Source organism: Musicola paradisiaca NCPPB 2511 (assembly GCF_000400505.1).
Classification (GTDB): Bacteria; Pseudomonadota; Gammaproteobacteria; order Enterobacterales; family Enterobacteriaceae; genus Musicola; species Musicola paradisiaca.
Genome location: NZ_CM001857.1, coordinates 2,973,067 through 2,996,471 on the forward strand (window position 1 = coordinate 2,973,067; position 23,405 = coordinate 2,996,471).

Annotated in this window: 20 protein-coding genes and 2 pseudogenes; 6 read left to right on the forward strand and 16 right to left on the reverse strand. The window is 53.5% G+C overall.

What is annotated here, in order from left to right; all coding sequences use genetic code 11:
• Positions 1–817: 817 nt before the first annotated feature.
• Complete coding sequence (locus DPA2511_RS13120) at positions 818–2,032, forward strand: pyridoxal phosphate-dependent aminotransferase (protein WP_015854236.1); 1,215 nt, start codon at positions 818–820, stop codon at positions 2,030–2,032.
• Positions 2,033–2,164: 132 nt separating this feature from the next.
• A complete protein-coding gene (gene yfbR / locus DPA2511_RS13125) occupies positions 2,165–2,764 on the forward strand; it encodes a 5'-deoxynucleotidase (RefSeq protein WP_015854237.1) in 600 nt (199 codons plus the stop codon).
• A gap of 15 nt (positions 2,765–2,779) precedes the next feature.
• Here yfbR and DPA2511_RS13130 read toward each other — a convergent pair whose 3' ends face one another.
• The 4 genes from DPA2511_RS13130 to yfbV all read right to left on the reverse strand — a co-directional run bounded on the left by DPA2511_RS13130 (position 2,780) and on the right by yfbV (position 6,475).
• Positions 2,780–4,615, reverse strand: coding sequence for an SLC13 family permease (locus DPA2511_RS13130; protein ID WP_015854238.1), 1,836 nt, complete (start codon positions 4,613–4,615; stop codon positions 2,780–2,782).
• A 96-nt stretch (positions 4,616–4,711) separates the two neighbouring features.
• A complete protein-coding gene (locus DPA2511_RS13135; protein WP_015854239.1) occupies positions 4,712–5,368 on the reverse strand; it encodes a sugar phosphatase in 657 nt (218 codons plus the stop codon).
• A gap of 20 nt (positions 5,369–5,388) precedes the next feature.
• Complete coding sequence (locus tag DPA2511_RS13140; protein ID WP_015854240.1) at positions 5,389–5,883, reverse strand: YfbU family protein; 495 nt, start codon at positions 5,881–5,883, stop codon at positions 5,389–5,391.
• Between the two features lie 136 nt (positions 5,884–6,019).
• Complete coding sequence (gene yfbV, locus DPA2511_RS13145; protein WP_015854241.1) at positions 6,020–6,475, reverse strand: terminus macrodomain insulation protein YfbV; 456 nt, start codon at positions 6,473–6,475, stop codon at positions 6,020–6,022.
• Between the two features lie 404 nt (positions 6,476–6,879).
• Between yfbV and ackA the strand changes: the two genes are divergently transcribed.
• Positions 6,880–8,082: an acetate kinase gene (gene ackA, locus DPA2511_RS13150; RefSeq protein ID WP_015854242.1), complete on the forward strand. Its 1,203-nt coding sequence runs from the start codon at positions 6,880–6,882 to the stop codon at positions 8,080–8,082.
• Between the two features lie 74 nt (positions 8,083–8,156).
• Positions 8,157–10,298: a phosphate acetyltransferase gene (gene pta, locus DPA2511_RS13155; RefSeq protein ID WP_015854243.1), complete on the forward strand. Its 2,142-nt coding sequence runs from the start codon at positions 8,157–8,159 to the stop codon at positions 10,296–10,298.
• 67 nt (positions 10,299–10,365) lie between these two features.
• Here the strand turns inward: pta and yfcD are convergent, their stop codons facing one another.
• Both yfcD and yfcE read right to left on the reverse strand, forming a co-directional pair.
• Positions 10,366–10,971: an NUDIX hydrolase YfcD gene (yfcD, locus tag DPA2511_RS13160; protein WP_015854244.1), complete on the reverse strand. Its 606-nt coding sequence runs from the start codon at positions 10,969–10,971 to the stop codon at positions 10,366–10,368.
• 77 nt (positions 10,972–11,048) lie between these two features.
• Complete coding sequence (gene yfcE / locus DPA2511_RS13165; RefSeq protein ID WP_015854245.1) at positions 11,049–11,600, reverse strand: phosphodiesterase; 552 nt, start codon at positions 11,598–11,600, stop codon at positions 11,049–11,051.
• Between the two features lie 215 nt (positions 11,601–11,815).
• Here yfcE and yfcG point away from each other — a divergent pair, with 215 nt between their 5' ends.
• Positions 11,816–12,445, forward strand: coding sequence for a GSH-dependent disulfide bond oxidoreductase (yfcG, locus tag DPA2511_RS13170; RefSeq protein WP_015854246.1), 630 nt, complete (start codon positions 11,816–11,818; stop codon positions 12,443–12,445).
• 286 nt (positions 12,446–12,731) lie between these two features.
• Positions 12,732–13,637 (forward strand): TIGR01777 family oxidoreductase, encoded by a 906-nt coding sequence (locus DPA2511_RS13175; protein WP_015854247.1) that lies wholly within the window; start codon positions 12,732–12,734, stop codon positions 13,635–13,637.
• Positions 13,638–13,720: 83 nt separating this feature from the next.
• Here DPA2511_RS13175 and hisP read toward each other — a convergent pair whose 3' ends face one another.
• From hisP to accD, 10 genes and pseudogenes are all read right to left on the reverse strand, one after another.
• Positions 13,721–14,494, reverse strand: a complete 774-nt coding sequence (gene hisP / locus DPA2511_RS13180; protein ID WP_015854248.1) for a histidine ABC transporter ATP-binding protein HisP — start codon at positions 14,492–14,494, stop codon at positions 13,721–13,723.
• A 15-nt stretch (positions 14,495–14,509) separates the two neighbouring features.
• Positions 14,510–15,226, reverse strand: a complete 717-nt coding sequence (locus tag DPA2511_RS13185; RefSeq protein WP_015854249.1) for an ABC transporter permease — start codon at positions 15,224–15,226, stop codon at positions 14,510–14,512.
• Entirely contained in the window at positions 15,219–15,908 is a 690-nt protein-coding gene (locus DPA2511_RS13190) for a histidine ABC transporter permease HisQ (protein WP_015854250.1), read from the reverse strand. The genes DPA2511_RS13185 and DPA2511_RS13190 overlap by 8 nt, the downstream gene beginning before the upstream one ends.
• Positions 15,909–15,976: 68 nt before the next feature.
• Entirely contained in the window at positions 15,977–16,756 is a 780-nt protein-coding gene (locus DPA2511_RS13195; protein WP_015854251.1) for a lysine/arginine/ornithine ABC transporter substrate-binding protein, read from the reverse strand.
• A gap of 363 nt (positions 16,757–17,119) precedes the next feature.
• A complete protein-coding gene (locus DPA2511_RS13200) occupies positions 17,120–17,698 on the reverse strand; it encodes a UbiX family flavin prenyltransferase (protein WP_015854252.1) in 579 nt (192 codons plus the stop codon).
• A gap of 143 nt (positions 17,699–17,841) precedes the next feature.
• Positions 17,842–19,359, reverse strand: coding sequence for an amidophosphoribosyltransferase (gene purF, locus DPA2511_RS13205; RefSeq protein WP_015854253.1), 1,518 nt, complete (start codon positions 19,357–19,359; stop codon positions 17,842–17,844).
• Positions 19,360–19,389: 30 nt separating this feature from the next.
• The gene (gene cvpA, locus DPA2511_RS13210) at positions 19,390–19,881 is read right to left on the reverse strand and encodes a colicin V production protein (RefSeq protein WP_015854254.1); all 492 of its coding nucleotides are present in this window, start codon (positions 19,879–19,881) and stop codon (positions 19,390–19,392) included.
• 317 nt (positions 19,882–20,198) lie between these two features.
• Positions 20,199–21,027, reverse strand: a pseudogene (gene dedD / locus DPA2511_RS21765) (cell division protein DedD).
• A complete protein-coding gene (gene folC, locus DPA2511_RS13220; protein ID WP_015854256.1) occupies positions 21,017–22,285 on the reverse strand; it encodes a bifunctional tetrahydrofolate synthase/dihydrofolate synthase in 1,269 nt (422 codons plus the stop codon). Before folC ends, dedD begins: the two are co-directional and overlap by 11 nt.
• A gap of 74 nt (positions 22,286–22,359) precedes the next feature.
• Positions 22,360–23,266: pseudogene (gene accD, locus DPA2511_RS21770) on the reverse strand (acetyl-CoA carboxylase, carboxyltransferase subunit beta).
• Positions 23,267–23,405: the final 139 nt, after the last annotated feature.

The following is a 23,405-nucleotide window of genomic DNA, read 5'->3' on the forward strand; positions in this document are numbered from 1 at the left end:
ATGATAGGTTGTGTGCATTTTTTAACGATAACCTGTCTTCTCTCTTTTCCTCACTTGAAGCCGGCCTGATTAAAAGCTATTAATACAGCCAGTTACTATCACTCCCTCACTTAAATTTTATGTAATTTTTTTACTTTTTGTAAAAAATAATCGCAAATAAAAAAAGACTCACATAGCATAAGTGTTACTGAAGCCTCGGTGATAACACGTTTATTTCAGAACATAGGCGTGGAATATCTGAATTATGTTTCTTGTCTTTTATATTAATTACTGACTTTCCCTTCGTGCTGAATTCACACTCATCTTTTATTCCTATTCATTCCTTGTTGCTTTGCTCAATTCTAGTCATAAGCGAAATCTATTCGAGATATGAAAATTATGTAGTCCATCACAGTCATCCGATATATCTCCACTGTGTTTGTATGCAGTTTAAAACCGCATCAATTTCTGATACCGGTTTCAGTCTATAATTAATCATGGAATAGGCTCCCAGATCTCACCACGATATTCATCCTATCTGCAGGTGTGGCATTCACAGCGCTCAGGCGCTGTTTTATGCGAACACCACATGGCAACGGAATATTTTAATATTCCCCCACGACTTGCAGAAATGAGCTACCCACACGTTTTTTAACAGGACTAAACGCCACCATAAAATTAACAACCAGTATTTTAAACCAACATGATAATCCAGAGAATTACTTTGCGGGGATACCCCATACTCAGGAAACATTCTTCAAAATAGGGGGCGGGAGGAGTACATTAAGCTGCTTATGCTATTACCACTCAGGAAGGCATCCTGTAAAAGGTTTGTTAAATGTCCCCAATAGAAAAATCGAAAAAACTTGAAAATGTCTGTTATGACATCCGCGGCCCGGTACTCAAAGAAGCCAAACGACTGGAAGAAGAAGGAAACAAGGTTCTTAAACTTAATATCGGCAACCCGGCGCCATTCGGTTTTGATGCACCGGATGAAATTCTGGTCGACGTTATTCGTAACCTGCCGACAGCGCAAGGATACTGCGACTCCAAAGGCCTGTACTCCGCCCGTAAAGCCATCGTCCAGCACTATCAAGCGCGCGGCATGCGCGATATCACTCTTGAAGATGTGTATATCGGCAATGGCGTATCCGAGCTGATCGTCCAGTCCATGCAGGCCCTGCTGGATGATAATGATGAGATGCTGGTGCCAGCACCAGATTATCCGCTCTGGACCGCAGCGGTCTCATTATCCGGCGGCAACGCCGTGCATTACCGTTGCGACGAAGAGGCGGGTTGGTTTCCGGATCTGGATGATATTCGCAAAAAAATCACCCCTAATACCCGCGGTATCGTCATCATCAACCCGAATAACCCGACTGGGGCGGTTTACAGCAAAGAATTACTGCTGGAGATCGTTGAATTAGCGCGCCAGCATAGTCTGATCATTTTCGCTGACGAAATTTACGACAAGATTCTTTACGACGAAGCACAACACCACTCCATCGCCGCATTGGCGCCGGACCTGCTGACAGTGACGTTCAACGGCCTGTCCAAAACCTATCGCGTAGCCGGTTTTCGTCAAGGGTGGATGGTACTCAATGGCCCGAAAAAACATGCCCGTGGGTACATTGAAGGGTTGGAGATGCTGGCATCAATGCGTCTGTGCGCCAATGTCCCCATGCAGCACGCGATCCAGACGGCGTTAGGCGGTTATCAAAGTATCAGCGAATTCATCCATCCCGGCGGCCGCCTGTATGAGCAACGAAACCGCGCCTGGGAGCTGATTAACCAAATCCCCGGCGTTTCATGCGTCAAACCCAGCGGCGCGCTCTATATGTTCCCGCGTATTGATGCCAAACGCTTCAACATTCATGACGACCAAAAACTGGTGCTGGATCTCTTGCTTCAGGAAAAGGTTCTGCTGGTTCAAGGCACCGCGTTCAACTGGCCGGAGCCGGATCATGTACGTATTGTAACGCTGCCGCGTGTTGATGACCTGGAAATGGCCGTCAGCAAACTGGGGCGATTCCTGGGACACTATCATCAGTAATCCCATGTTGGCAGGCTACCGTTGCGTGTAGCCTGCTTAACTCTGGTAATAAGGATACCGTTCAATCCGATTGCTTATTCCGTTTTTGCCCCACAAAATGAACGCCTGCCTGCCGAATATCGAGAGAAGGTTATGATTCAGAGCCACTTCTTTGCCCATCTATCCCGACTGAAGCTGATTAACCGCTGGCCGTTAATGCGAAATGTCCGCACGGAAAATGTGTCGGAGCACAGCTTGCAGGTAGCGTTTGTCGCCCATGCTTTAGCCGTCATCAAGAATCGTAAATTCAACGGCAACCTTAATACCGAACGCATAGCGCTGCTGGCGATGTATCATGATGCCAGCGAAGTGCTGACCGGCGATATGCCGACCCCCATCAAGTACCACAATGCCCAGATTGCGCATGAATATAAAAAAATAGAAAAAATCGCCCGCCAGAAATTGATCAGTATGCTGCCGGAGGAATTACAGCAGGATTTCCGACTGCTGTTGGATGAACGGCAAGCCAGCGAAGAGGAACAAGCCATTGTCAAGCAGGCCGATGCGCTGTGCGCTTACCTGAAATGTCTGGAAGAGCTGTCCGCTGGCAACAATGAATTTCTCCCCGCCAAAGGGCGGCTGGAAAAAACGCTCCAGCAACGCCAGAGCCCGGAAATGGACTATTTCATGACGGTCTTCATTCCCAGTTTCAATTTGTCGCTGGACGAAATTAGCCAGGATTTGTCGCTATAACCGTTGATCAAACGATCAAAAAGGATACAGCCAGGGGATCATAACAACGCTGATCAGCATCACCAACGCGGTAAACGGCACGCCAACCCGGACAAAATCACTAAAACGGTACCCGCCCGGCATCAGCACCAGCGTATTCACCGGCGAAGAAACCGGCGTCATAAATGCCGAAGAGGCGGCAATAGCGATAGTAATGGCGAACGGATAAGGCGAGACCTGCATCTGCTCTGCCGCTGCCACCGCTATCGGCGCCATTAGCACCGCCGTCGCCGTATTAGAAATAAAGAGCCCAATCAACGCGCAGATCACAAACAGGCAAACCAGCATAAATTGCGGGCCGGCATCGCCAGCAATTTCCATCAACCCTTTGACGATCAGGCTGACCCCGCCGGTTTGCTGCAGCGCTTGCGCAAAAGGCATCATACCGACAATCAGGAGCAAACTCGGCCAATGTACCGCTCGATACGCGCTTTCCATATCAATACAACGGAACTGCCCCATCAGTAGACAGGCAATCAGCGCCGCCACGGCATTGGGGATTTCATCGGTCAGCATCATCGCCACCATCAATGCCAGGCAGAACAACGCATGCGGCGCCTGGTGCCGGGCTGGTGCCACTTCATCCACCTCGGCAGGCAGATTTAACACAATAAAAAGCTGCTTATGTTGATGCAGTAAACGAATATTTCTCCAATCCCCAATCACTAAAAGAACATCGCCTAATTGCAGAGGTTCATCCGCCAACGCACCGTCCAACGCTTCATTTCCACGTCGAATACCGACAACCGTTAAACCATACCGGCTACGAAACCCGACTTCCTGCAAGGTCTTACCCAATAAGCCGGAGTCGGGAACTAATAAGACTTCAGCCATCCCCACATCACGCGACTGTTCCGAAAAGTATTCACCACGCAAAACCATGGGCTCTAGCCGCTGTGAAAAACAAAAATCACGCAAATTCACATCCGAAGCCGACATATCGATCAGTAGCACATCATTCAGTCGCAGTTCCGTATTTCCCGCCACGCTGACCATAATGCGCCGAAAACGCTGCCAACGCTCGATGCCGACCACATTGGCGCCATAGCGCTGGCGCAGCAGCAGATCGTCCAGCCGCTGACCAATAAAAGGTGAACCGGCGCGAATCGCCAAACGCCGCGCCCTTCCCGTCAAACGATAGTCACGAATCAAGTCACGAAAGGTCTTCCGTTTCCAGACGTCTTTGCTGTTATCGCCGTCAGCGTTCGCCAACAGAAAACGCGCCAGCAACATATAACCAATGCCGACAAGCAATACCACCACACCAATCGGCGTGGTGGTGAAAAAGCTGAACCCCTGCCCACTCAACCGGGTCAATTCGCTGCTGACTACCATATTGGGAGGCGTCGCCACCAGCGTCATCATGCCGCTGATTAATCCAGCGAATGCCAGCGGCATCATCAATCGGGCCGGCGAAGTTTTCATACGGGCGGCCACATTAAGCACGACAGGAATAAAGATGGCCACAATCCCGGTTGAACTCATAAATGCGCCCAGCAGCGCCACCGTCGCCATTAACAGAATCAGCATACGGGTTTCGCTCTGGCCGGCGACATGCATCAACCAGTCCCCTACCTGATAAGCCACACCGGTACGCACCAACCCTTCACCGACGACAAACAACGCGGCGATCAACACGACATTGGGATCGCTGAATCCCATCAGCGCATCTTGCAACGTCAGCGTGCCGCTCAATACAAAGGCGATAATGACCAGCATCGCCACCACATCCATGCGCAGTCGCCCCATAGCAAATAACACGATGGCGATTAACAGCAGGCTAAACACCCAGATAAGCTCGCTGTTCAACATGCATTCTCCTTTTGGCTGGCGATTCCGATACCCGTCAGCATGCCATAAAAAAACCCTGCCGAAGCAGGGTTTTGATCATGTTTAGTCCGGTTAGACTCAGCGCTGCCGGACAACCGCCAGCCCTTCAGCAGCAAGGTCGATATGTAATGATTCCAGCGAACGCAGCACAATATCAACGTGCTCCAACCCAGGGGTATCATCCGGCGCATTGACGGCAATAACCCGGCATCCGGCGGCAAGCCCGGACTGCACGCCAGCTGGCGCATCCTCGACCACTACACATTCGGCGGGAGCCAACCCCAGCCTTTCTGCTCCCAACAGATAAGCGTCAGGATTAGGCTTACCCCGCGCGACTTGTTCTGCGGTAATGAATATACCCGGCGCAGGCAGCGCTGATGCCGCATGACGCGCATGGGCAATCGGGATTGTCCCCGAAGTCACTATCGCCCAGGGAATACCGAGTGCATTCAAACGATTCAGCAGAGCCAACGCGCCGGGCATGGCTGCTATTCCCGCGGTATCCGTCGCCTCAATCTGCTCCAGCGCGACGAACTCTTGCTGAATGGTCGCTTCGCTTTTTCCCGCCAGGAAGTGGCGCAACGACGTAATAGCCTGTTTCCCGTGAATAAAATCCAGGACTTCCTGCGGATTGATGTCGTGATCCCGAGCCCAGTTGCTCCAGGCCCGTTCGACAGCAGGCAGTGAATCCACCAGCGTGCCATCAAGATCAAACAGAAAACCTCTACACTCCACGCAAAGCCCCTCTTTATTTATCAGGCATTAATAATTTGCGCGATCTCCACCGCACTCAGGTGATACTGACGCGGACAGGACTGCCATACCGCCAGCATACGATTGTATTTATCCCACATTTTGGTTTGGGAGTTAAACCCGTGCGTGCCAGAATCGAAATGCGGATAACGGCCCTCTACATGCACCATGAAACGCACATATCCCAGATAACGAGCCTCAGTCGCCACATCAAACCCGAGAAATGTCAGGCGGCGCTCATCCATATCAGGCTTTTCTTTCAGGTTGGCCCAGGACACCTGCAACGCATGGTACATTTCCATAATATTGATGATAGTACGGCAAACGTCTTCGCTCAGATCGCCAAATTCGCGATCCAGTTCTCTCATCTGCAAGCCATAACCGCGTTCAATGATAGTTTGCAGACGACGGTAACGCTCCGCGTTATCCGCATCCAACATGCTCATGATTTTGTACTGATTCGACAGAATTAATCGTTGGGCATTGGTCATTTCCATGGTGCACTCCTGAATCTTTTTCCGACTTAAAGGATACTGATAGCAGGATGGCATATCGGGCGGGGCCGGTTTTTTGATTTAGCGCAGAGTCGAATGGAAAAATGGTTGCCTTGAATCGCACAAAATCGGGTTTACATCAAAGATCGTCTAAAAAGGTCTTATCCAACTGCTTGAATGCACGTTTCAGCACATCCGCCAGCATCTGGAAAGTCGGCGTATCTTCGACCGGCGCCAGCGCCATACCGGACTCCAACAGCTTAGCCCGGATCTCATGAAACCATTGCAGCAACGAAGGTGGCAACGGCGTAACCGACCGGCGGCCCAGCCACCACAGCCCTTGCATCGGCAGGCTCAAGGCAAATAACGCCGTTGCTACCGACGGCCCCAGTTGTCCACCAAGCGCGAGTTGCCAGGTCAACGTAAAAATGGCAACCGGCGGCATAAAGCGGATGGCAAAACGGGTCACGCGCACCACACGATTCTCAGGGAAAACCGGCGCCAGACGTTTATCGGCAGGCCAAGTCTTCATGTAATGCTGCCCCAGTTGAAACAATTTCAACCATCCGGGCTTACCAACAGGTGCGGTTGTCATAGTCGTACCTCAACTTCACGTATAAATAATAAAATTTTCGTATAAATTACCAACTGAAATTGACAAGCTTAAAATATATTTTGAGTTTAATGATTGCTATCGGTATCCTAAACTGCCTTTTGGTCACGATAAAAATGTGTTTCGACGCAGAGCCACTCCGGCTGACGGCCGCCTTTTTGGGCAAACGCTTTCAACCCAAGTCTGCCGTCGCATATATTCCATGCCGATGCCATTCTGCCTCGCGCGTTCCTACGCCATAAAGCATCCTGCACATCGGCAATTTTCGCTGTCATGCCCGGTAAATCGCCAGGCCATGATGTTAATCATAAATGTCGTTGGTTTTCTGCGCTACGCTGGACACCGTATGACATTTTTTTAACCATGTATAACAAGTAGGTACTTCCATGTCGAGTAAGTTAGTACTGGTTCTTAACTGTGGTAGTTCATCCCTGAAGTTCGCCATTCTGGATGCCGTAAGCGGTGATGAATACCTGTCTGGCCTGGCTGAATGTTTCCACCTGCCTGAAGCACGTATCAAATGGAAAATGGATGGCGCCAAACAGGAAGCCGCACTGGGTTCCGGTGCCGCCCACAGCGAAGCACTGAGTTTCATTGTCAACACCATCCTGAGCCAAAAACCCGAGTTGTCCGCACAACTGGTAGCCATCGGTCATCGTATCGTTCACGGCGGCGAAAAATTCACACAGTCTGCGGTGATCAACGACGAAGTGCTGCAGGGTATCAAAGACGCTATCCCGTTCGCTCCGTTGCACAACCCGGCTCATCTGATCGGTATTGAAGAAGCGCTAAAAGAATTCCCGCAGCTTGCATCCAAGAACGTAGCCGTTTTCGACACTGCGTTCCATCAGACCATGCCGGAAGAAGCCTACCTGTACGCTCTGCCATACAAATTGTACAAAGAACAGCATATCCGTCGTTATGGCGCCCACGGCACCAGCCACTACTATGTCTCCCGCGAAGCGGCGAAACAACTGAACAAACCGGTTGATGAGCTGAACGTCATCACCTGCCATCTGGGCAACGGTGGTTCTGTTTCCGCCATTCGCAACGGTAAATGCGTCGATACCTCGATGGGGCTGACCCCGCTGGAAGGCCTGGTGATGGGTACCCGCAGCGGTGACATCGATCCGGCGGTTGTTTTCCACCTGCACGATTCCATGGGCATGAGCGTAGCGGACATCAACAAGTTGCTGACCAAAGAGTCCGGCCTGTTGGGCCTGACCGAAGTCACCAGCGATTGCCGTTACGTTGAAGACAACTACGAAACGAAAGAAGACGCCAAACGCGCCATGAACGTGTACTGCCACCGTCTGGCCAAATACATCGGCGCCTACAGCGCCCTGATGGAAGGCCGTCTGGACGCCGTCATCTTCACCGGCGGTATTGGTGAAAACGCCGCCATGGTACGCGAATTGACGCTGAAACAGCTGGGCCTGCTGGGACTGGATGTCGACCACGAACGCAACCTGGCTGCCCGCTTCGGCAAAGGCGGCAACATCGCTAAAGATGGCTGCCGCCCGGCACTGGTGATCCCCACCAATGAAGAATTGGTCATCGCGCAAGACGCACTCCGTCTGACCGCCTGATAACTTCCCCACTCCGTCAGCTCCGGCTGACGGAGTTGTTTTGAGCAACGAGCAACCGCAAACGAGGTTAAGCCGTGTCCCGTACAATCATGTTGATTCCCACTGGCACCAGTGTGGGACTGACCAGCGTCAGCCTGGGTGTCATTCGTTCCATGGAACAGAAAGGCGTACGCCTGAGCGTATTCAAACCGGTCGCCCAACCGCGCGCCGGCGAAAACGCGCTGGATCAGACCACTACCATCATCCGTGCAAACTCGGCAATCAATGTCGTAGAGCCGCTGCAGGTGAGCTATGTGGAATCCATGCTGAGCAGCAACCAGCAGGACGTTCTGCTGGAAGAAATCATCGCCCGTTATCACGAAAATACTAAAGATGCCGATGTCGTCCTGGTAGAAGGTCTGGTTCCGACCCGCAAACACCAGTTCGCCAATGCGCTGAACTATGAAATCGCCAAAACGCTGAATGCGGAAATCGTATTCGTTATGGCGCTAGGCAATGACTCTCCGGATCAGTTAAAAGAACGTATCGAATTGGCCCGTTCCAGTTTCGGCGGCGCCAGCAATAAAAATATTACCGGCGTTATCATCAACAAACTGAATGCCCCGGTGGATGAACAGGGTCGCACTCGTCCCGACCTGTCGGAAATCTTCGACGATTCCTCCAAGGCCAGCGTGAAAAACGTCGATCCGAAACACCTCTTCGCCAATACGCCGCTGCCGGTACTGGGCTGTATTCCCTGGAGCTTCGATCTGATCGCCACGCGCGCGATCGATATGGCCAAACATCTTAATGCCAAGATCGTCAATACCGGTGATATCGAAACCCGCCGGGTGAAATCCGTCACTTTCTGTGCCCGCAGCATTCCTCACATGCTGGAGCATTTCCGTCCGGGTTCGCTGCTGGTGACTTCCGCTGACCGTCCCGACGTGCTGGTCGCCGCCTGTCTGGCCGCCATGAACGGCGTCGAGATCGGCGCGCTGCTGCTGACCGGCGGCTATACCATGGAAGCCAGCATCGCCAAACTGTGCGAACGCGCCTTCCAAACCGGTTTGCCGGTATTCATGGTGGAAACCAACACCTGGCAGACCTCCCTGAACCTGCAGAGTTTCAATCTGGAACTGCCTGCCGATGACCGCGAGCGCGTGGAAAAAGTTCAGGAATACGTTGCACGCCATATCGATTCCCAGTGGATCGACTCGCTGAGCGCCGCGTCCGAAGGCTCTCGCCGTCTGTCTCCGCCAGCGTTCCGTTATCAGCTGACCGAGCTGGCCCGTAAGGCCGGTAAACGTATCGTACTGCCGGAAGGCGACGAGCCGCGTACCGTCAAGGCCGCTGCTATCTGTGCCGAACGCGGTATCGCGCAGTGCGTGCTGCTGGGTAATCCGGAAGAAATCCGGCGTGTGGCGGCGGTTCAGGGCGTAGAGCTGGGTAAAGGCATTGAAATCGTCGACCCGGCCGTGGTTCGCGAACGTTACGTACCGCGTCTGGTCGAACTGCGCAAAAGCAAAGGCATGACCGAAGTGGTTGCGCGCGAACAGCTGGAAGACAACGTGGTACTCGGCACCTTGATGCTGGAACAGAACGAAGTTGACGGTCTGGTTTCCGGTGCGGTTCACACCACTGCCAATACCATCCGCCCGCCGTTGCAGTTGATCAAAACCGCACCGGGCAGCTCGCTGGTCTCCTCCGTGTTCTTCATGCTGCTGCCGGAACAGGTTCTGGTCTATGGCGACTGCGCCATCAACCCGGATCCGACCGCCGAGCAGCTGGCTGAAATCGCTATCCAGTCTGCTGATTCCGCCACGGCATTCGGCGTTGAGCCGCGCGTCGCCATGATCTCCTACTCTACCGGTAACTCCGGTACCGGTAGCGACGTGGACAAAGTGCGCGAAGCCACCCGCATCGCCAAGGAAAAACGTCCGGATCTGGTTATCGATGGTCCGTTGCAGTACGACGCCGCCATCATGGCCGATGTTGCCAAGTCTAAGGCGCCGAACTCGCCGGTTGCCGGTCAGGCTACCGTGTTCGTGTTCCCGGATCTGAACACCGGCAACACCACATACAAAGCGGTGCAACGTTCCGCCAACCTGATCTCCATCGGGCCGATGCTGCAAGGCATGCGTAAACCGGTCAACGACCTGTCCCGCGGCGCACTGGTGGACGATATCGTTTACACCGTGGCGCTGACCGCCATTCAGTCGACCCAGATCGCCTGATAAGTCGGTTTAAACAGAACAAACGCCAGCATAAGCTGGCGTTTGTTTATGGTGCCGACAATCTGTTTTAGTTCTCGTCCACCGCGTCGTGGCTCTCCGGACGCGCCGATTTTTCGGGCTGGCTCCGTGATGAGCGCGTCAATTGTATTTCCGCCGCGTTGTTATTATTGCGGCTCAACCATAGCGCCAGCGCTTTGAGCGAATCCGGCGTAAATTCATCACAGCGGGCGGTAATCTCTTCCGGCGTTAACCAACTGACTTCCACGATCTCTTCCGCTTGCAGGGCGAACGGCCCATGAGTCACACAACTGAACAACGCTCCCCACACCCGGCAGTCGTCGCTTTCGTAATAAAACACGCCATGCTCGGCGAGCGGGACACCGGCAATTCCCAGCTCTTCTTCCGCTTCCCGTCGGGCCGACTCCAGCCAGGCTTCACCCGCCTGCACCACGCCGCCCGCCGTCGCATCCAGCCAGCCGGGGTAGAAATCTTTGGTCTCGGTTCGCCGCTGAACCAAAATTTTCCCCATGCCGTCATGCACAACAATGTAGGTGGCACGATGTCGCAGACACTGAGCACGCATCTGCTGACGGCTTGATTGAGCAATGACCTCGTTGTTTTCATCAACGATATCGACCCATTCCGTGCCTGCCGCCTGAGTTTGTTCTACCATCCTCTGAAACCCTTTGGTTGTGGCGCGTTCACGCGCATCGTTATTTGAATAAGAGACATTGAGAGAGTCACGCTAACTTAGTGTGTAACCTGAACCTGTGCAATAGGCGCGCCGCCCGACAGCGGCAGCACCTGCAACACGCCATCCTCAAGTACGCCGTAACTGGCAGGGAAACCGCCTTTGGGTAAGCTGGCCGACCCAGGATTAAAACAGACGATGTCATCACATCGCTCCGCCACAGGAATATGGGTATGCCCATACACCAGCACATCGCCTGCATTCAGCGCAGGACGTTGTTGCGGATGAAACAGATGCCCATGGGTCAAAAACAGCCGGCAATCCGGCAGCAATATCTGTTGCCACGGCGCAGTGACCGGGAAATTCAGCAGCATCTGATCCACTTCGCTGTCGCAATTGCCCCGCACCGCGATAATCCGGGACGCATAATCATTTAGCCGGGTTGCCACATCAGCGGGCTGATAACGCTCCGGCAACGGATTGCGCGGGCCGTGATTGAGAAAATCCCCCAGCAGCACCAGCCATTGCGCGCCTTTCTGCTCAAAACGTTCCAATACCTGCTCCGTCGCGGATAGCGACCCATGCAGATCGGAAGCAAACACCAGTTTCATGATCGTATTCCTGACATATTTAAGATCTTCACTATGCCTCATGGTATCAAAAATTTTTACCGTCGCTGCGTGCAATGCTTGCCAAATACGCATCATTCAGCCATGTCTATTGATAGATGCAACGGTTATTTATATCCAGATTACAACAATGTTAATTTACTGGCGCCCGCTGCGTTCAACGGTAGCCGGAATCTAATAATGTGGAGAGAATACTCATGATCGAACTGTATTACGCCCCAACGCCCAATGGTCATAAAATCACGCTGTTTCTGGAAGAAACCCAGTTGCCTTACCAGTTGCACCCGGTGAATATCGGTACAGGCGAACAATTCAAACCCGAATTTCTGGCGATCTCCCCCAACAATAAAATTCCGGCGATTGTCGATACTCAACCCGCTGACGCCGGAGCCCCCATCAGTCTGTTTGAGTCGGGCGCTATCTTGCTCTATCTGGCGGAAAAAACCGGTCAACTGTTAAGCGCCGACGTGCGGGAACGTACAGCAACCCTACAGTGGCTTTTTTGGCAGGTTGCGGGGTTCGGCCCGATGCTAGGCCAGAATCATCATTTCAGCCACTATGCGCCCCAACCCGTTCCTTATGCCATCGAACGCTACCAGAAGGAAACCCAACGCTTGTACGGCGTGCTCGACAAACAGTTGCAGACGCATACCTGGCTGGCCGGCAACAGTTACAGTATTGCCGACATCGCAACTTATCCATGGGTTGTTTCCCACGAACGTCAAAGCATTGACCTGAACGAATTCCCGGCGGTGCAAACCTGGTTCGAACGTATTCGCGAACGTCCGGCCACTCAACGCGCCTACCAACTGGCAAGCCACGCCTGATTGAGCGTTGCCATCTCATCATCCGTAGAACAAGGTGCCCCAGGGCGCCTTGTTACTTTATTACCCATGGTTTTTTCTGCGTTCATCGCCGCCGCCAATCGATTAAAAAACATCATCATGAAAGCGTTATCGTCAACATGTGATCTATTCCCCGGCAGCGGCTTGCGGCCATAACCACAATGATGAAAAAACCGGTATGCTGGGCTGTGTCCCCATCCATCGTTCCGCCTGCGAGTCTGTCGTTCCAGGCAATCGGGCATAACCTGAGACAAAAGCGAGGTCAGATATGCAGTTACTGATCACCGGCGGCACCGGCCTTATCGGGCGCCCACTGATCCAGCGTCTATTATCACTTTCGCATCAGATTACGGTTGTCACCCGGGCTCCAGAGCAGGCGCGCCAGATACTGGGAACTCAGGTGAATTACTGGCACAACTTGAATGACAAAACGTCTCTGGATGGATTTGACGGCGTGATTAACCTGGCAGGCGAGCCCATCGCCAGCAAACGCTGGAGTGCGGCCCAGAAAGAGAAACTCTGCCAAAGTCGTTGGGAAATCACCCAACGATTAACCCAGCTCATCCAGAACAGCCAGACGCCGCCGTCTGTCTTTCTGTCCGGTTCCGCCGTAGGGTATTACGGCGATCAGGGCCAGGGGGTAGTCACCGAAGACGAGCCTGCGCACGATGATTTCACCCATACCTTGTGTGCGCGTTGGGAAGCGCTGGCGCTGGATGCCGAAAGCGACAAAACCCGTGTCTGTCTGCTGCGCACCGGTATCGTACTCTCCCGCGAGGGCGGCGCATTAGCAAAAATGCTGCCGCTGTTCCGGGTCGGACTAGGCGGCCCGATCGGTTCCGGCAAACAGTACCTGCCCTGGATCCACATCGACGATATGATCAATGCCATCCTCTACCTGCTGGATAATCCGATACTGGGCGGCCCTTTCAATATGGTTTCGCCCTACCCGGTGCGTAATGAGAAATTTTCGGCCATGCTGGCGCATGTACTGGATCGCCCCGCCTTCCTGCGGACGCCGGGCTGGGCGCTGAAACTGGCGCTAGGCGAAGCGGCAACCCTCCTGCTCGGCGGGCAAAGGGCGATACCGCAGCGGTTGGAAAAAGCCGGTTTCGGATTCCGTTTTTTTGAATTGGAAGAAGCGCTGGCGGATTTACTCAATCCTCCCCGCTAAGCAACATTGATATCGGTAAATCGCCCGTATCACAACGCCAGGGGCACCTTGTCAGGGTGCCCCTGGCCTTCATACCGGAGTGATTACTTCAACGCACCGGACAAAAATTGCTGCAAACGTGGGCTTTTCGGGTTGCCGAATACCTCCTCCGGCGGCCCTTCTTCCTCCACCAGCCCCTGATGCAGGAAAATGACATGGCTGGAAACATGGCGGGCAAACTCCATTTCATGCGTCACCACCACCATGGTTTTCCCTTCTTCCGCCAGTTGCTGCATGATGCGCAACACCTCGCCGACCAGTTCCGGATCCAGCGCCGACGTCGGTTCATCAAACAACAACACATCCGGTTCCATCGCCAATGCGCGAGCGATAGAGACACGTTGCTGTTGGCCGCCGGACAGATCGGCAGGATATTTATCCTGTGACGCGCCGGTAATCCCGACTTTGTTCAGATAAAATACTGCGCGTTCGCGGGCTTCGGCCTTGCTGAGCCCCAGTACCTGTACCGGCGCTTCCATCACGTTTTCCACCGCAGTCATGAAGCTCCACAGGTTGAAGTGCTGAAACACCATGGTCAAACGAGTGCGCAGCAGCTGGAGCTGCTTTTTATCAAACACCTTAAGCTGACCGTCTTTATCCCGCACCATATGGATCTCCTTACCATTCACATGAATGGCACCCTCGCAAGGTTTTTCAAGGAAATTGATACAGCGCAGCAGCGTACTTTTACCCGAACCTGATGAACCGATAATTGAAATGACGTCCCCGGCTTTAGCCTGTAATGAAATGCCTTTTAGCACTTCATGCTGACCATAACGTTTACGTAATTCCGTCACCATCAGCTGATTATTCTGCATGCGTTGTTCCTGCATTTAATGAGATGAACGAGTGTGAAGATGTCGTAACCAGCGACGCTCCGCTTTTCTGAACAGGCTCACCAGTACAAAAGAGATCGCCAGATACATCACGGCGGCAATACCGAAGGCGTGAAACGGCTTATAGGTCGCCGCATTGATATCGCGTGTAATTTTCAAAATATCCGGGACGGTCACGGTGAAAGCCAGCGCGGTAGAATGCAGCATCAGAATCACTTCATTGCTGTAGGCAGGCAGCGCGATACGCAAGGCGCCCGGCAAAATAATGCTGCGATACTGTTTGAACCGGGAAAAACCGTATGCCCTGGCTGCTTCAATTTCACCATAAGGCACGGAGCGAATGGCACCGGCGAAAATCTCGGTGGTATAGGCGCACGTATTGAGCGCCAGCGCCAAAATGGCGCAGTTCAACCCACTGCGGAAAAAAGCGTTCAGTAAATCGGTACCGCGCACAAATTCCAGGCTATAGACGCCGGAGTAAAACACCAGCAATTGGACATACAACGGCGTGCCGCGAAACACATAAGTGAACGCCCACACCGGCAGGCTAAAGCGCCGACGCGGCGATACGCGGGCCACGGCCAGGGGAACCGCCAGCAATCCGCCGACGACAACGGAACTGATCAGCAACCACAGCGTCATCGCCAGCCCGGTAAGGCGATAGCCGTCACTCCACAGCAAGGCCTGCCAGTATTGTTGTAAGATCTCACTCATAGTTAACCTTCCGGACCCCTGCGGAGTAGCGTTTCTCCAGCCACCACAGCACCCCGTTGGACAGGGTGGTAAAAATCAGATACAGCGCCCCCGCCACAATGGCGAAAAAGAAAGGATGGTGCGCGCCTTTCCCCGCCAGTTGAGTCGCTTTGATGACATCGCTCAACCCCAGCAGCGAAACCAGCGCCGTCGCCTTCAGGATCACCTGCCAGTTATTGCCAATCCCGGGGAGTGCAAAACGCATCATGGAAGGAAACATAATCCGACGAAATACTTTCATCGGCGAAAAACCAAACGCGACCGCCGCTTCAATCTGCCCGCGAGGCACAGCCAGATAAGCGCCACGGAAGGTTTCGGTAAAATAGGCGCCGTAGATAAATCCCAGCGTGATGATGCCGGCCACCAGAGGATCGATATCGATTTGCTCCATACCCAGCGTGTCGGTCAGGCTGTTGAGCACCATCTGCAGCCCGTAAAAAATCAGCAACATCAAAACCAGATCCGGTACACCGCGAATCAGCGTGGTATATGCGGAAAAACACCCCGACAGCAGCCGACTGGAAGACAGCTTGGCTGCCGCGCCAACCAGACCAATGACCAAAGCCAGCACCAGCGAGCATATCGCCAGTTGCAACGTCATGCGCGCGCCATCCATGATCAGTTCGGAATAGCCATACAGCATTACATATATCCGTTCAGAAAATTCAGATACGCCCGTCCGCAACACGGACGGACGCTAGTCAGGCGGGTTTAGTCACCGTAGACGTTGAAGTCGAAATACTTCTTCGCCAGCTTGTCATAGGTGCCGTCTTTGCGTATGGACGCAAAGGCTTTATCCAGTGCAACCTTGAGCTCAGTCTCATTCTTGCGTAGCCCCATACCGGTGCCGACGCCGAACAGTTTGTCGTCTTTTACCGCCGGGCCGGCAAACGCATAGGCTTTTCCTGCATCCTGTTTCAGGAAACCTTCACTCCCGGCGACTTCATCCTGGAATGCCGTATCAATACGACCTGCCGTCAAATCGGCATAAATCAGATCCTGATTCTGATAGGCAACCACATCAATACCTTTCGGCTGCCAATACTGATTGGCGTAAGCCTCCTGGGTAGACGCCTGCAAAACGCCAACACGTTTACCTTTTAGCGAATCAACGGAAGGTTGAATCGTCGAACCTTTCTTGGCGATCAAACGCGCATTGGCGGCGTACAGCTTGTCGGTGAATGCAATTTCCTGCTGACGTTTTTCCGTGATCGACAGAGAAGAGATGATGGCATCAATCTTTTTCGCTTTCAGAGAGGGGATCAATGCATCGAAATCGCTTTCGACAAAAGTACAGTTAGCGGCAATGCGTTTACACAGCTCTTTTGCCAGATCAATATCGAAGCCGACCAGTTCACCGCTGGCATTTTTGGACTCGAAGGGAGCATAGGTAGGATCAGTACCGATTTTGATATTCTTGGGCACGTCGGCCAACGCGGTTCCTGTTGCGAACACCAAGGCTAGTGGCAAAAGTTTCAACATTTTTTTCATAGAGTTACCTTTATCAATCCTCATGAATGCCAGAGGCGATTCGTGACATCCGATTTGCTTTTGTTGTGGTTTGATGTTGTGTGTGTGACTAACCAAAATCCTGCACTTTCCGTGCCACAATACACAATTATAGCGCGCCGGCAAATGAATACGGGCGATCTTTGCTAATCACTTAATACAATCAACTGATTAGCAAAAGAGGGGGTTTCCGGGAAAACAGCGCGGACGAACCTGACGCCATATTAATGCACAACAACAATGCAACGACATGCACCAAAAAAAAGCAACGCCACAAAATAATGCATCCCATCAGAGGGGATGTTTTTACTTCGTCGCCGTTAAGCAATATTTTTGCCTTCTGCTTTAATCAGTTACCCCACCCTGCCAACGAGTGAACAGGTCTTCAGGAAGCGCGATATGCACCTGATCCAGGACGCGATTCACTGTCTGATCGACGATCTCTTGCACAGTTTGTGGGCGATGATAAAAAGCAGGAACCGGCGGCATGATGATAGCGCCCATTTCCGCTGCGGCATTCATCAGCCGTAAATGCCCAAGATGCAGCGGCGTCTCACGCACACAAAGCACCAACGGCCGGCGTTCTTTCAACATAACATCCGCCGCGCGCGTCAGCAGACTATCCGTATAACTATGCACAATCCCCGACAACGTTTTGATAGAACAAGGCAAAATCACCATGCTGTCCGTCTTGAAGGAACCGGAAGATATGCTGGCGGCGATATCCCGCTGGTCATGTACCACATCCGCCATTGTCTGTACGTCTCGCAAGCTGAAATCCGTTTCCAATGCCAGCGTCTGCCGGGCCGCCTGACTGATCACCAAGTGTGTTTCTACCGTTTCCAACGGTTGCAGCACCTGGAGCAACCGAACCCCGTAAATAGCTCCGCTGGCCCCTGAAATACCGACAATCAGTCGCTTCATTCACTTCTCCTGGCCCCCTGCCGCCGGCAGGGATCAAAAATGCACTGACCTGGTCGCGCATACACCCCAAGTTGACAATAACTACCATAGCAAAGGGGAGCGCACCGCGCTCCCCCTGGCATGAAACCAACACGTCGTCGGCATCACCCTTCGTTGTGCAGCTCCAAATCCTCGACTTCATTCTGGCTGCGCATTGCTTGCGCATCGTCATTGCGCAGCGCTTCCAGATAATCAAGATAACCCTGATCGACATCCTTGGTCACATACACGCCATTGAATACGGAACATTCAAACTGGGTAATATCCGGATTGTCCTCGCGTACCGCTTCGATCAGGTCGTCAAGATCCTGGAAGATTAGCGCATCAGCACCAATGATCTGGCGAATTTCTTCGACTTCACGCCCATGGGCAATCAGTTCATTGACGCTCGGCATGTCGATACCGTACACATTAGGGAAACGAATCTCCGGCGCAGCGGACGCCAGATACACCTGCTTGGCGCCCGCCTCTCGCGCCATCTCGACAATCTGTTGCGACGTGGTGCCGCGCACAATAGAGTCATCCACCAACAGCACGTTTTTGCCGCGGAATTCAGCACGGTTAGCATTCAATTTACGACGTACTGACTTAATCCGCGTCAGCTGCCCCGGCATGATAAAGGTGCGGCCGACATAACGGTTCTTCACGAACCCTTGACGGTACGGCTTATTGATAATACGGGCAATTTCCAGTGCGATATCGCAGGAGGTTTCCGGAATCGGGATCACCACGTCGATATCCAGATCTTCCCATTGACGCGCAATCTTTTCACCCAGCTTATGCCCCATGCGAACACGGGCGCTATAAACCGAAATCTTATCGATGAACGAGTCCGGGCGAGCAAAATAGACATATTCGAACAGGCAAGGGTGACTTTTGGGATTCTCCGCGCACTGACGAGTAAACAGCTGCCCCTGCTCGGTAATATAGATAGCTTCGCCGGGTGCGACATCCCGCAAAAATTCGAACCCCAGCGTATCAAGCGCTACGCTTTCCGACGCCACCATGTATTCACTGCGCCCATCGGCCAAATTGCGTTTGCCGATCACCAACGGACGAATCCCATTCGGATCGCGGAAGGCGACCATACCGTGGCCAATAATCATACCCACACAGGCATAAGCGCCGCGGATCTGCTGATGCGTCGCAGCGACCGCAGAAAACACGTCCTCCGCCAAGAGCGGGTAATGATGGAAACGATCCAGCTCTTTGGCGAACACATTCAACAGAATTTCAGAATCCGATGTGGTGTTAACGTGACGACGACCTTCTTCAAACAGCTTTTTACGCAGTTCATGGGCGTTGGTCAGGTTGCCATTGTGAGCCAGCGTGATCCCAAACGGGGAATTAACATAGAAAGGCTGCGCCTCTGAGGCACTGGAACTGCCGGCGGTAGGGTAACGCACATGGCCGATCCCCATATTGCCCTGCAAACGCTGCATGTGCCGGGCTTCAAAAACATCCTTCACCAAACCGTTTGCTTTACGCAGGCGAAAGCAATTGGAAGCATTAATGGTGACGATGCCTGCGGCATCCTGCCCACGGTGCTGCAGCACCGTTAACGCGTCATAAATCGACTGGTTTACCGGCGTAAAACCGGCGATACCGACAATACCGCACATGTTGTCTTTTCCTCATCAGCGCCACCGCGGCTAGATATGCCGCGGCAAGAAACTCGACGTGCTTTGCAGATAGTTGAAGAACCATCTAATGATGTAACTGAATTGCGGGATCAGCTGGGATTGCTTCCAGTCAGCGCTCTGGGAAAATCCGGTAAAGGTGTCCAGAAAGAACAGCAGCGCGGAAACAATCAGCACGCCGCGCAGCGCACCGAAGCAGATGCCCAGTACGCGGTCGGTGCCTGACAGCCCAGTACGTTCAACCAGTGAACCGAGCACATAATTGACGATAGCACCCACAATCAACGTCGCAATAAACAGAATGGCGATAGCGACACCGTTACGTATCAGTTCATCATCAAATCGCGTGAAATAAACCGCGAGATAGGCGTAGTAGTGGCTGGCGATAAAAAATGCGCATCCCCAAGTCACCAGCGACAGCGCTTCACGGACAAACCCCCGGATAAGACTGACCAGAGCCGAGAATCCGATAATACCGATAATGACGTAATCAACCCAAACCATGAACTATCCCAATAATGAACGATGAACATCGGTATACGCCGGTCATTCTGTTCGCGGCGCATTTTAACAGAAAAAGAAAACGTTTGCGTAGCGTATTTCCCGCCGATTTTTTCGATAGGCGAATAAATGAAAAAACGCCTGCCACGCCATACAGATAACGGGCAACCGTTTCCGTTGTCGCCATAACAGACGAATGTCCCAGTCTACATCCGTTGATGTCGCCGGGACGCGCCGCCATTTCCGCCCCCAATCCCCCCGGCCCAAACACAAAGGGTAAGGTCGCTATGCTCCCCTACCCTTCAGTACGACACCGATGATCAGCGGGCGCTATAGGCTCTGACCTGGCCGCTTAAGCCGCTGATCTGCTGTAGTTCCCCAAGCGATGACTCCAATTTCTGCTTAGACGCATCCGGGCCGACATAAATACGGGTAATCTGCCCGGCCACCGGCATAGACGGCACCGTATACGCGCGATATCCCGACAAGCGCAGCTTAGCGACGACTTCGTTTACCTTATCCGCATTCTTCAACGCGCCCAACTGCACGACAAATGCCTGCCCGGCTGGTGCCTGCTCCTGAACTGGCGCCGGTTTTTCCACCGCTCTGGCGGTCGTTTTATTGTCAGCCGGTTTTTCGACGCTCTTCGCTTCGAGCTGACGCGCTTCGGTTTTCACCTCAGGCGACTTCAGTTCGGGCTTATTGCGCGTATCCACTTTCACCTCCGGCTTTGTCTTTGCCTCAGGCTTTACGGGCTGAGCCTTCATGGCGGGCGGAGCCAACTGTGTGACAGTCTGTCGCTCGGTCACGATAGGAGGAGACGCTGGCGGGGTTGAGCGTTGAACGGGCTGAGTCGTTACACGACTTACCGGCGGCTCAGTAGCGGGTTCATCCTTATCCTCCTGCGAGCCATTTTTTATCCTGCATCGCCGCCGCCGCGCCTTCCGGGGGTTGGGCCGATAACGACTGCGTAATCGGTGGGATCGACTCCGACTCCAGCGTATCCCCCGGTTTTGGCACCAGAGGAATAGCGGCGAAGGTATCCTCATAGTGCTTTTTCTTGCCGTCCAGCAGACCAGGCAACACGATCACCCCTAGCGCCACCAGCACCACCGTACCCACCAGGCGATTCTGGAATTTACTCGCCATGCGTTACGCTCCCCTCCAGCGCTTCCATCACATGCGCCACCGTATGGAAAGAACCGCAAACCACCACAATATCTTGCGGCCCGGCGTCCTGCATCGCCTGCCGCCAGGCGGATGCGACATCCGCATATTGCCCGCAGCCAGCCAAATGGCAAGCCAGTTGTTCTACGCCAGCGCCTCGTGGACCGTCCAGCGGCGCACAGTACCAGTCATCCGCCAACGGCTTCAGGTATGCCAGCGTACCCGGAATATCCTTGTCCGCCAGCATGCCGATCACGATGCGAACTCGTCCATAACGCGGCAATGCGTTGAGACGGGATGCCAGATAGCCCGCAGCATGGGGATTATGCGCAACATCCAGAATCAACAACGGTTTTTCGCGCACAATCTGAAAACGCCCCGGCAGAGCGGCGTTCCGCAATCCCAGACGGATAATGTCTTCGTCGATATCCAGCCCCGAAACCTGCAACGCCGCCAACGCAGTCGCTGCGTTAGGCAAGGGGACTGAGGGTATGGGCAATCCCGCGATGTGTTTATCGCCGCACTGCCAGCGCCACGCATCCTTCTGCACGTCAAACGACCAGTCTGCACCACGCCGAAACAGCAACGCGCCCTTCTCGGCGGCCACGGCGGCTATCGAATCCGGCATATCCGGTTCGCCCACCACCGCGGGTTTGTTCGCGCGGAAAATCCCCGCTTTTTCGCGGCCGATGCTCTCGCGGGAATTCCCCAGCCAGTCGGTATGATCCAGCGCGATGCTGGTGACTACCGCCACATCCGCATCAACGATATTGGTAGCGTCAAGCCGCCCGCCCAGCCCAACCTCGAGGATAACCACATCCAGTCGGGCCTGTTTGAACAACTGCAACGCCGCCAACGTGCCAAATTCAAAATAGGTCAGCGAAATACCGTTACGACCGGCGTCGATATCGGCAAAGGCCTGGCAATGCAGAGATTCCGGCAGTTCCTGCCCCTGGATACGCACGCGCTCGGTATAACGCAACAGATGCGGCGAGCTATAAACGCCGACCCGCATGCCAGCCGCCATCAGAATAGCGGCCAACGTACAGCAGGTGGTTCCCTTCCCGTTGGTGCCCGCAACGGTAAAAACCCAGGGAGCTGGCTGCAACAGTTGGAGATGTTCCGCAACCTGTTTGACCCGCTCCAGACCCAGATCGATAGGTTGACCGTGCAAATGCTCAAGATAGTGAAGCCACGCGGCCAAAGGCGACGTGGCTTGAGGTATTTGAAGATTGTCCATGAGTCCCGTTCACTGACGACTTACGGTGCGTTGATATGGTGAGAATATCACGATGATATCCCCGCCATAAGAGATCAGGCATCACTTTCAGAAGAAGCCGTGATACGTTCGGTGATAGGCTCCAGCGGCTCCGGTTGATTGGTCAGTTTGGCGAGGATAGACGCCAGCTTGAACCGCATTTCCGAGCGACGAACGATCATGTCGATCGCGCCTTTCTCCAGCAGAAACTCGCTGCGCTGGAAACCTGCCGGTAATTTTTCACGCACGGTTTTGTTCAATCACGCGCGGGCCGGCAAAACCAATCAACGCCTTGGGTTCCGCAATATTCAAATCACCCAACATGGCCAGACTGGCGGATACGCCGCCCATAGTCGGGTCAGTCAGCACTGAAATATACGGCAGGCCGCGTTCGCGCAATTTCGCCAGCGCCGCACTGGTTTTCGCCATTTGCATCAACGACATCAAGGCTTCCTGCATACGGGCGCCGCCGCTGGCGGAGAAGCAGACCAGCGGGCAATTATCTTCCAGTGCCTGCTCGACCGCGCGCACAAAACGAGCGCCAACCACGGAAGCCATGGAACCGCCCATAAATGCAAATTCGAAAGATGCTGCGACGACAGGCATGTCGTACAGCGTGCCTTTCATGACCACCAGCGCATCTTTTTCACTCGACTGCTTCTGGGCTGCGCTGATGCGATCCTTATACTTTTTGGAGTCTCTGAATTTCAGTACGTCTTTCGGCTCCAGCTCACTGCCCAACTCCACCATGCCGTCGCTATCGAGAAACGCCTGCAGTCGCGCCCGCGCGGAAAGGCGCATGTGATGATCGCACTTCGGGCAGACTTCCAGATTACGTTCCAGCTCGGCGCGGTAAAGCACCTGACCGCAGCTATCACATTTAGTCCAGACCCCTTCGGGAATGTTCGCCTTACGGGTTGGCGTGATATTACTTTTATTAAGAATTCGTTCAATCCAGCTCATTGATAACCTTTCTGCTTGAACCTGGCACTGGCCAGTACGCTGCTTTATGCGTTAACCATTCCCTGGCAACGCCGCCGATAAAGCGATGCCCACATCCCCGCCCCGGCAGGGATAAGACATTAGCATTTAGGCTGTTGTG

Excerpts from the sequence above, each read along its gene's own strand:
- DPA2511_RS13120 (WP_015854236.1), top strand. The coding sequence starts at position 818 with ATGTCCCCAATAGAAAAATCGAAAAAACTTGAAAATGTCTGTTATGAC.
- yfbR (WP_015854237.1), top strand. The coding sequence starts at position 2,165 with ATGATTCAGAGCCACTTCTTTGCCCATCTATCCCGACTGAAGCTGATT.
- DPA2511_RS13130 (WP_015854238.1), bottom strand. The coding sequence starts at position 4,615 with ATGTTGAACAGCGAGCTTATCTGGGTGTTTAGCCTGCTGTTAATCGCC.
- DPA2511_RS13140 (WP_015854240.1), bottom strand. The coding sequence starts at position 5,883 with ATGGAAATGACCAATGCCCAACGATTAATTCTGTCGAATCAGTACAAA.
- yfbV (WP_015854241.1), bottom strand. The coding sequence starts at position 6,475 with ATGACAACCGCACCTGTTGGTAAGCCCGGATGGTTGAAATTGTTTCAA.
- ackA (WP_015854242.1), top strand. The coding sequence starts at position 6,880 with ATGTCGAGTAAGTTAGTACTGGTTCTTAACTGTGGTAGTTCATCCCTG.
- yfcD (WP_015854244.1), bottom strand. The coding sequence starts at position 10,971 with ATGGTAGAACAAACTCAGGCGGCAGGCACGGAATGGGTCGATATCGTT.
- yfcE (WP_015854245.1), bottom strand. The coding sequence starts at position 11,600 with ATGAAACTGGTGTTTGCTTCCGATCTGCATGGGTCGCTATCCGCGACG.
- yfcG (WP_015854246.1), top strand. The coding sequence starts at position 11,816 with ATGATCGAACTGTATTACGCCCCAACGCCCAATGGTCATAAAATCACG.
- DPA2511_RS13175 (WP_015854247.1), top strand. The coding sequence starts at position 12,732 with ATGCAGTTACTGATCACCGGCGGCACCGGCCTTATCGGGCGCCCACTG.
- hisP (WP_015854248.1), bottom strand. The coding sequence starts at position 14,494 with ATGCAGAATAATCAGCTGATGGTGACGGAATTACGTAAACGTTATGGT.
- DPA2511_RS13185 (WP_015854249.1), bottom strand. The coding sequence starts at position 15,226 with ATGAGTGAGATCTTACAACAATACTGGCAGGCCTTGCTGTGGAGTGAC.
- DPA2511_RS13190 (WP_015854250.1), bottom strand. The coding sequence starts at position 15,908 with ATGCTGTATGGCTATTCCGAACTGATCATGGATGGCGCGCGCATGACG.
- DPA2511_RS13195 (WP_015854251.1), bottom strand. The coding sequence starts at position 16,756 with ATGAAAAAAATGTTGAAACTTTTGCCACTAGCCTTGGTGTTCGCAACA.
- DPA2511_RS13200 (WP_015854252.1), bottom strand. The coding sequence starts at position 17,698 with ATGAAGCGACTGATTGTCGGTATTTCAGGGGCCAGCGGAGCTATTTAC.
- purF (WP_015854253.1), bottom strand. The coding sequence starts at position 19,359 with ATGTGCGGTATTGTCGGTATCGCCGGTTTTACGCCGGTAAACCAGTCG.
- cvpA (WP_015854254.1), bottom strand. The coding sequence starts at position 19,881 with ATGGTTTGGGTTGATTACGTCATTATCGGTATTATCGGATTCTCGGCT.
- folC (WP_015854256.1), bottom strand. The coding sequence starts at position 22,285 with ATGGACAATCTTCAAATACCTCAAGCCACGTCGCCTTTGGCCGCGTGG.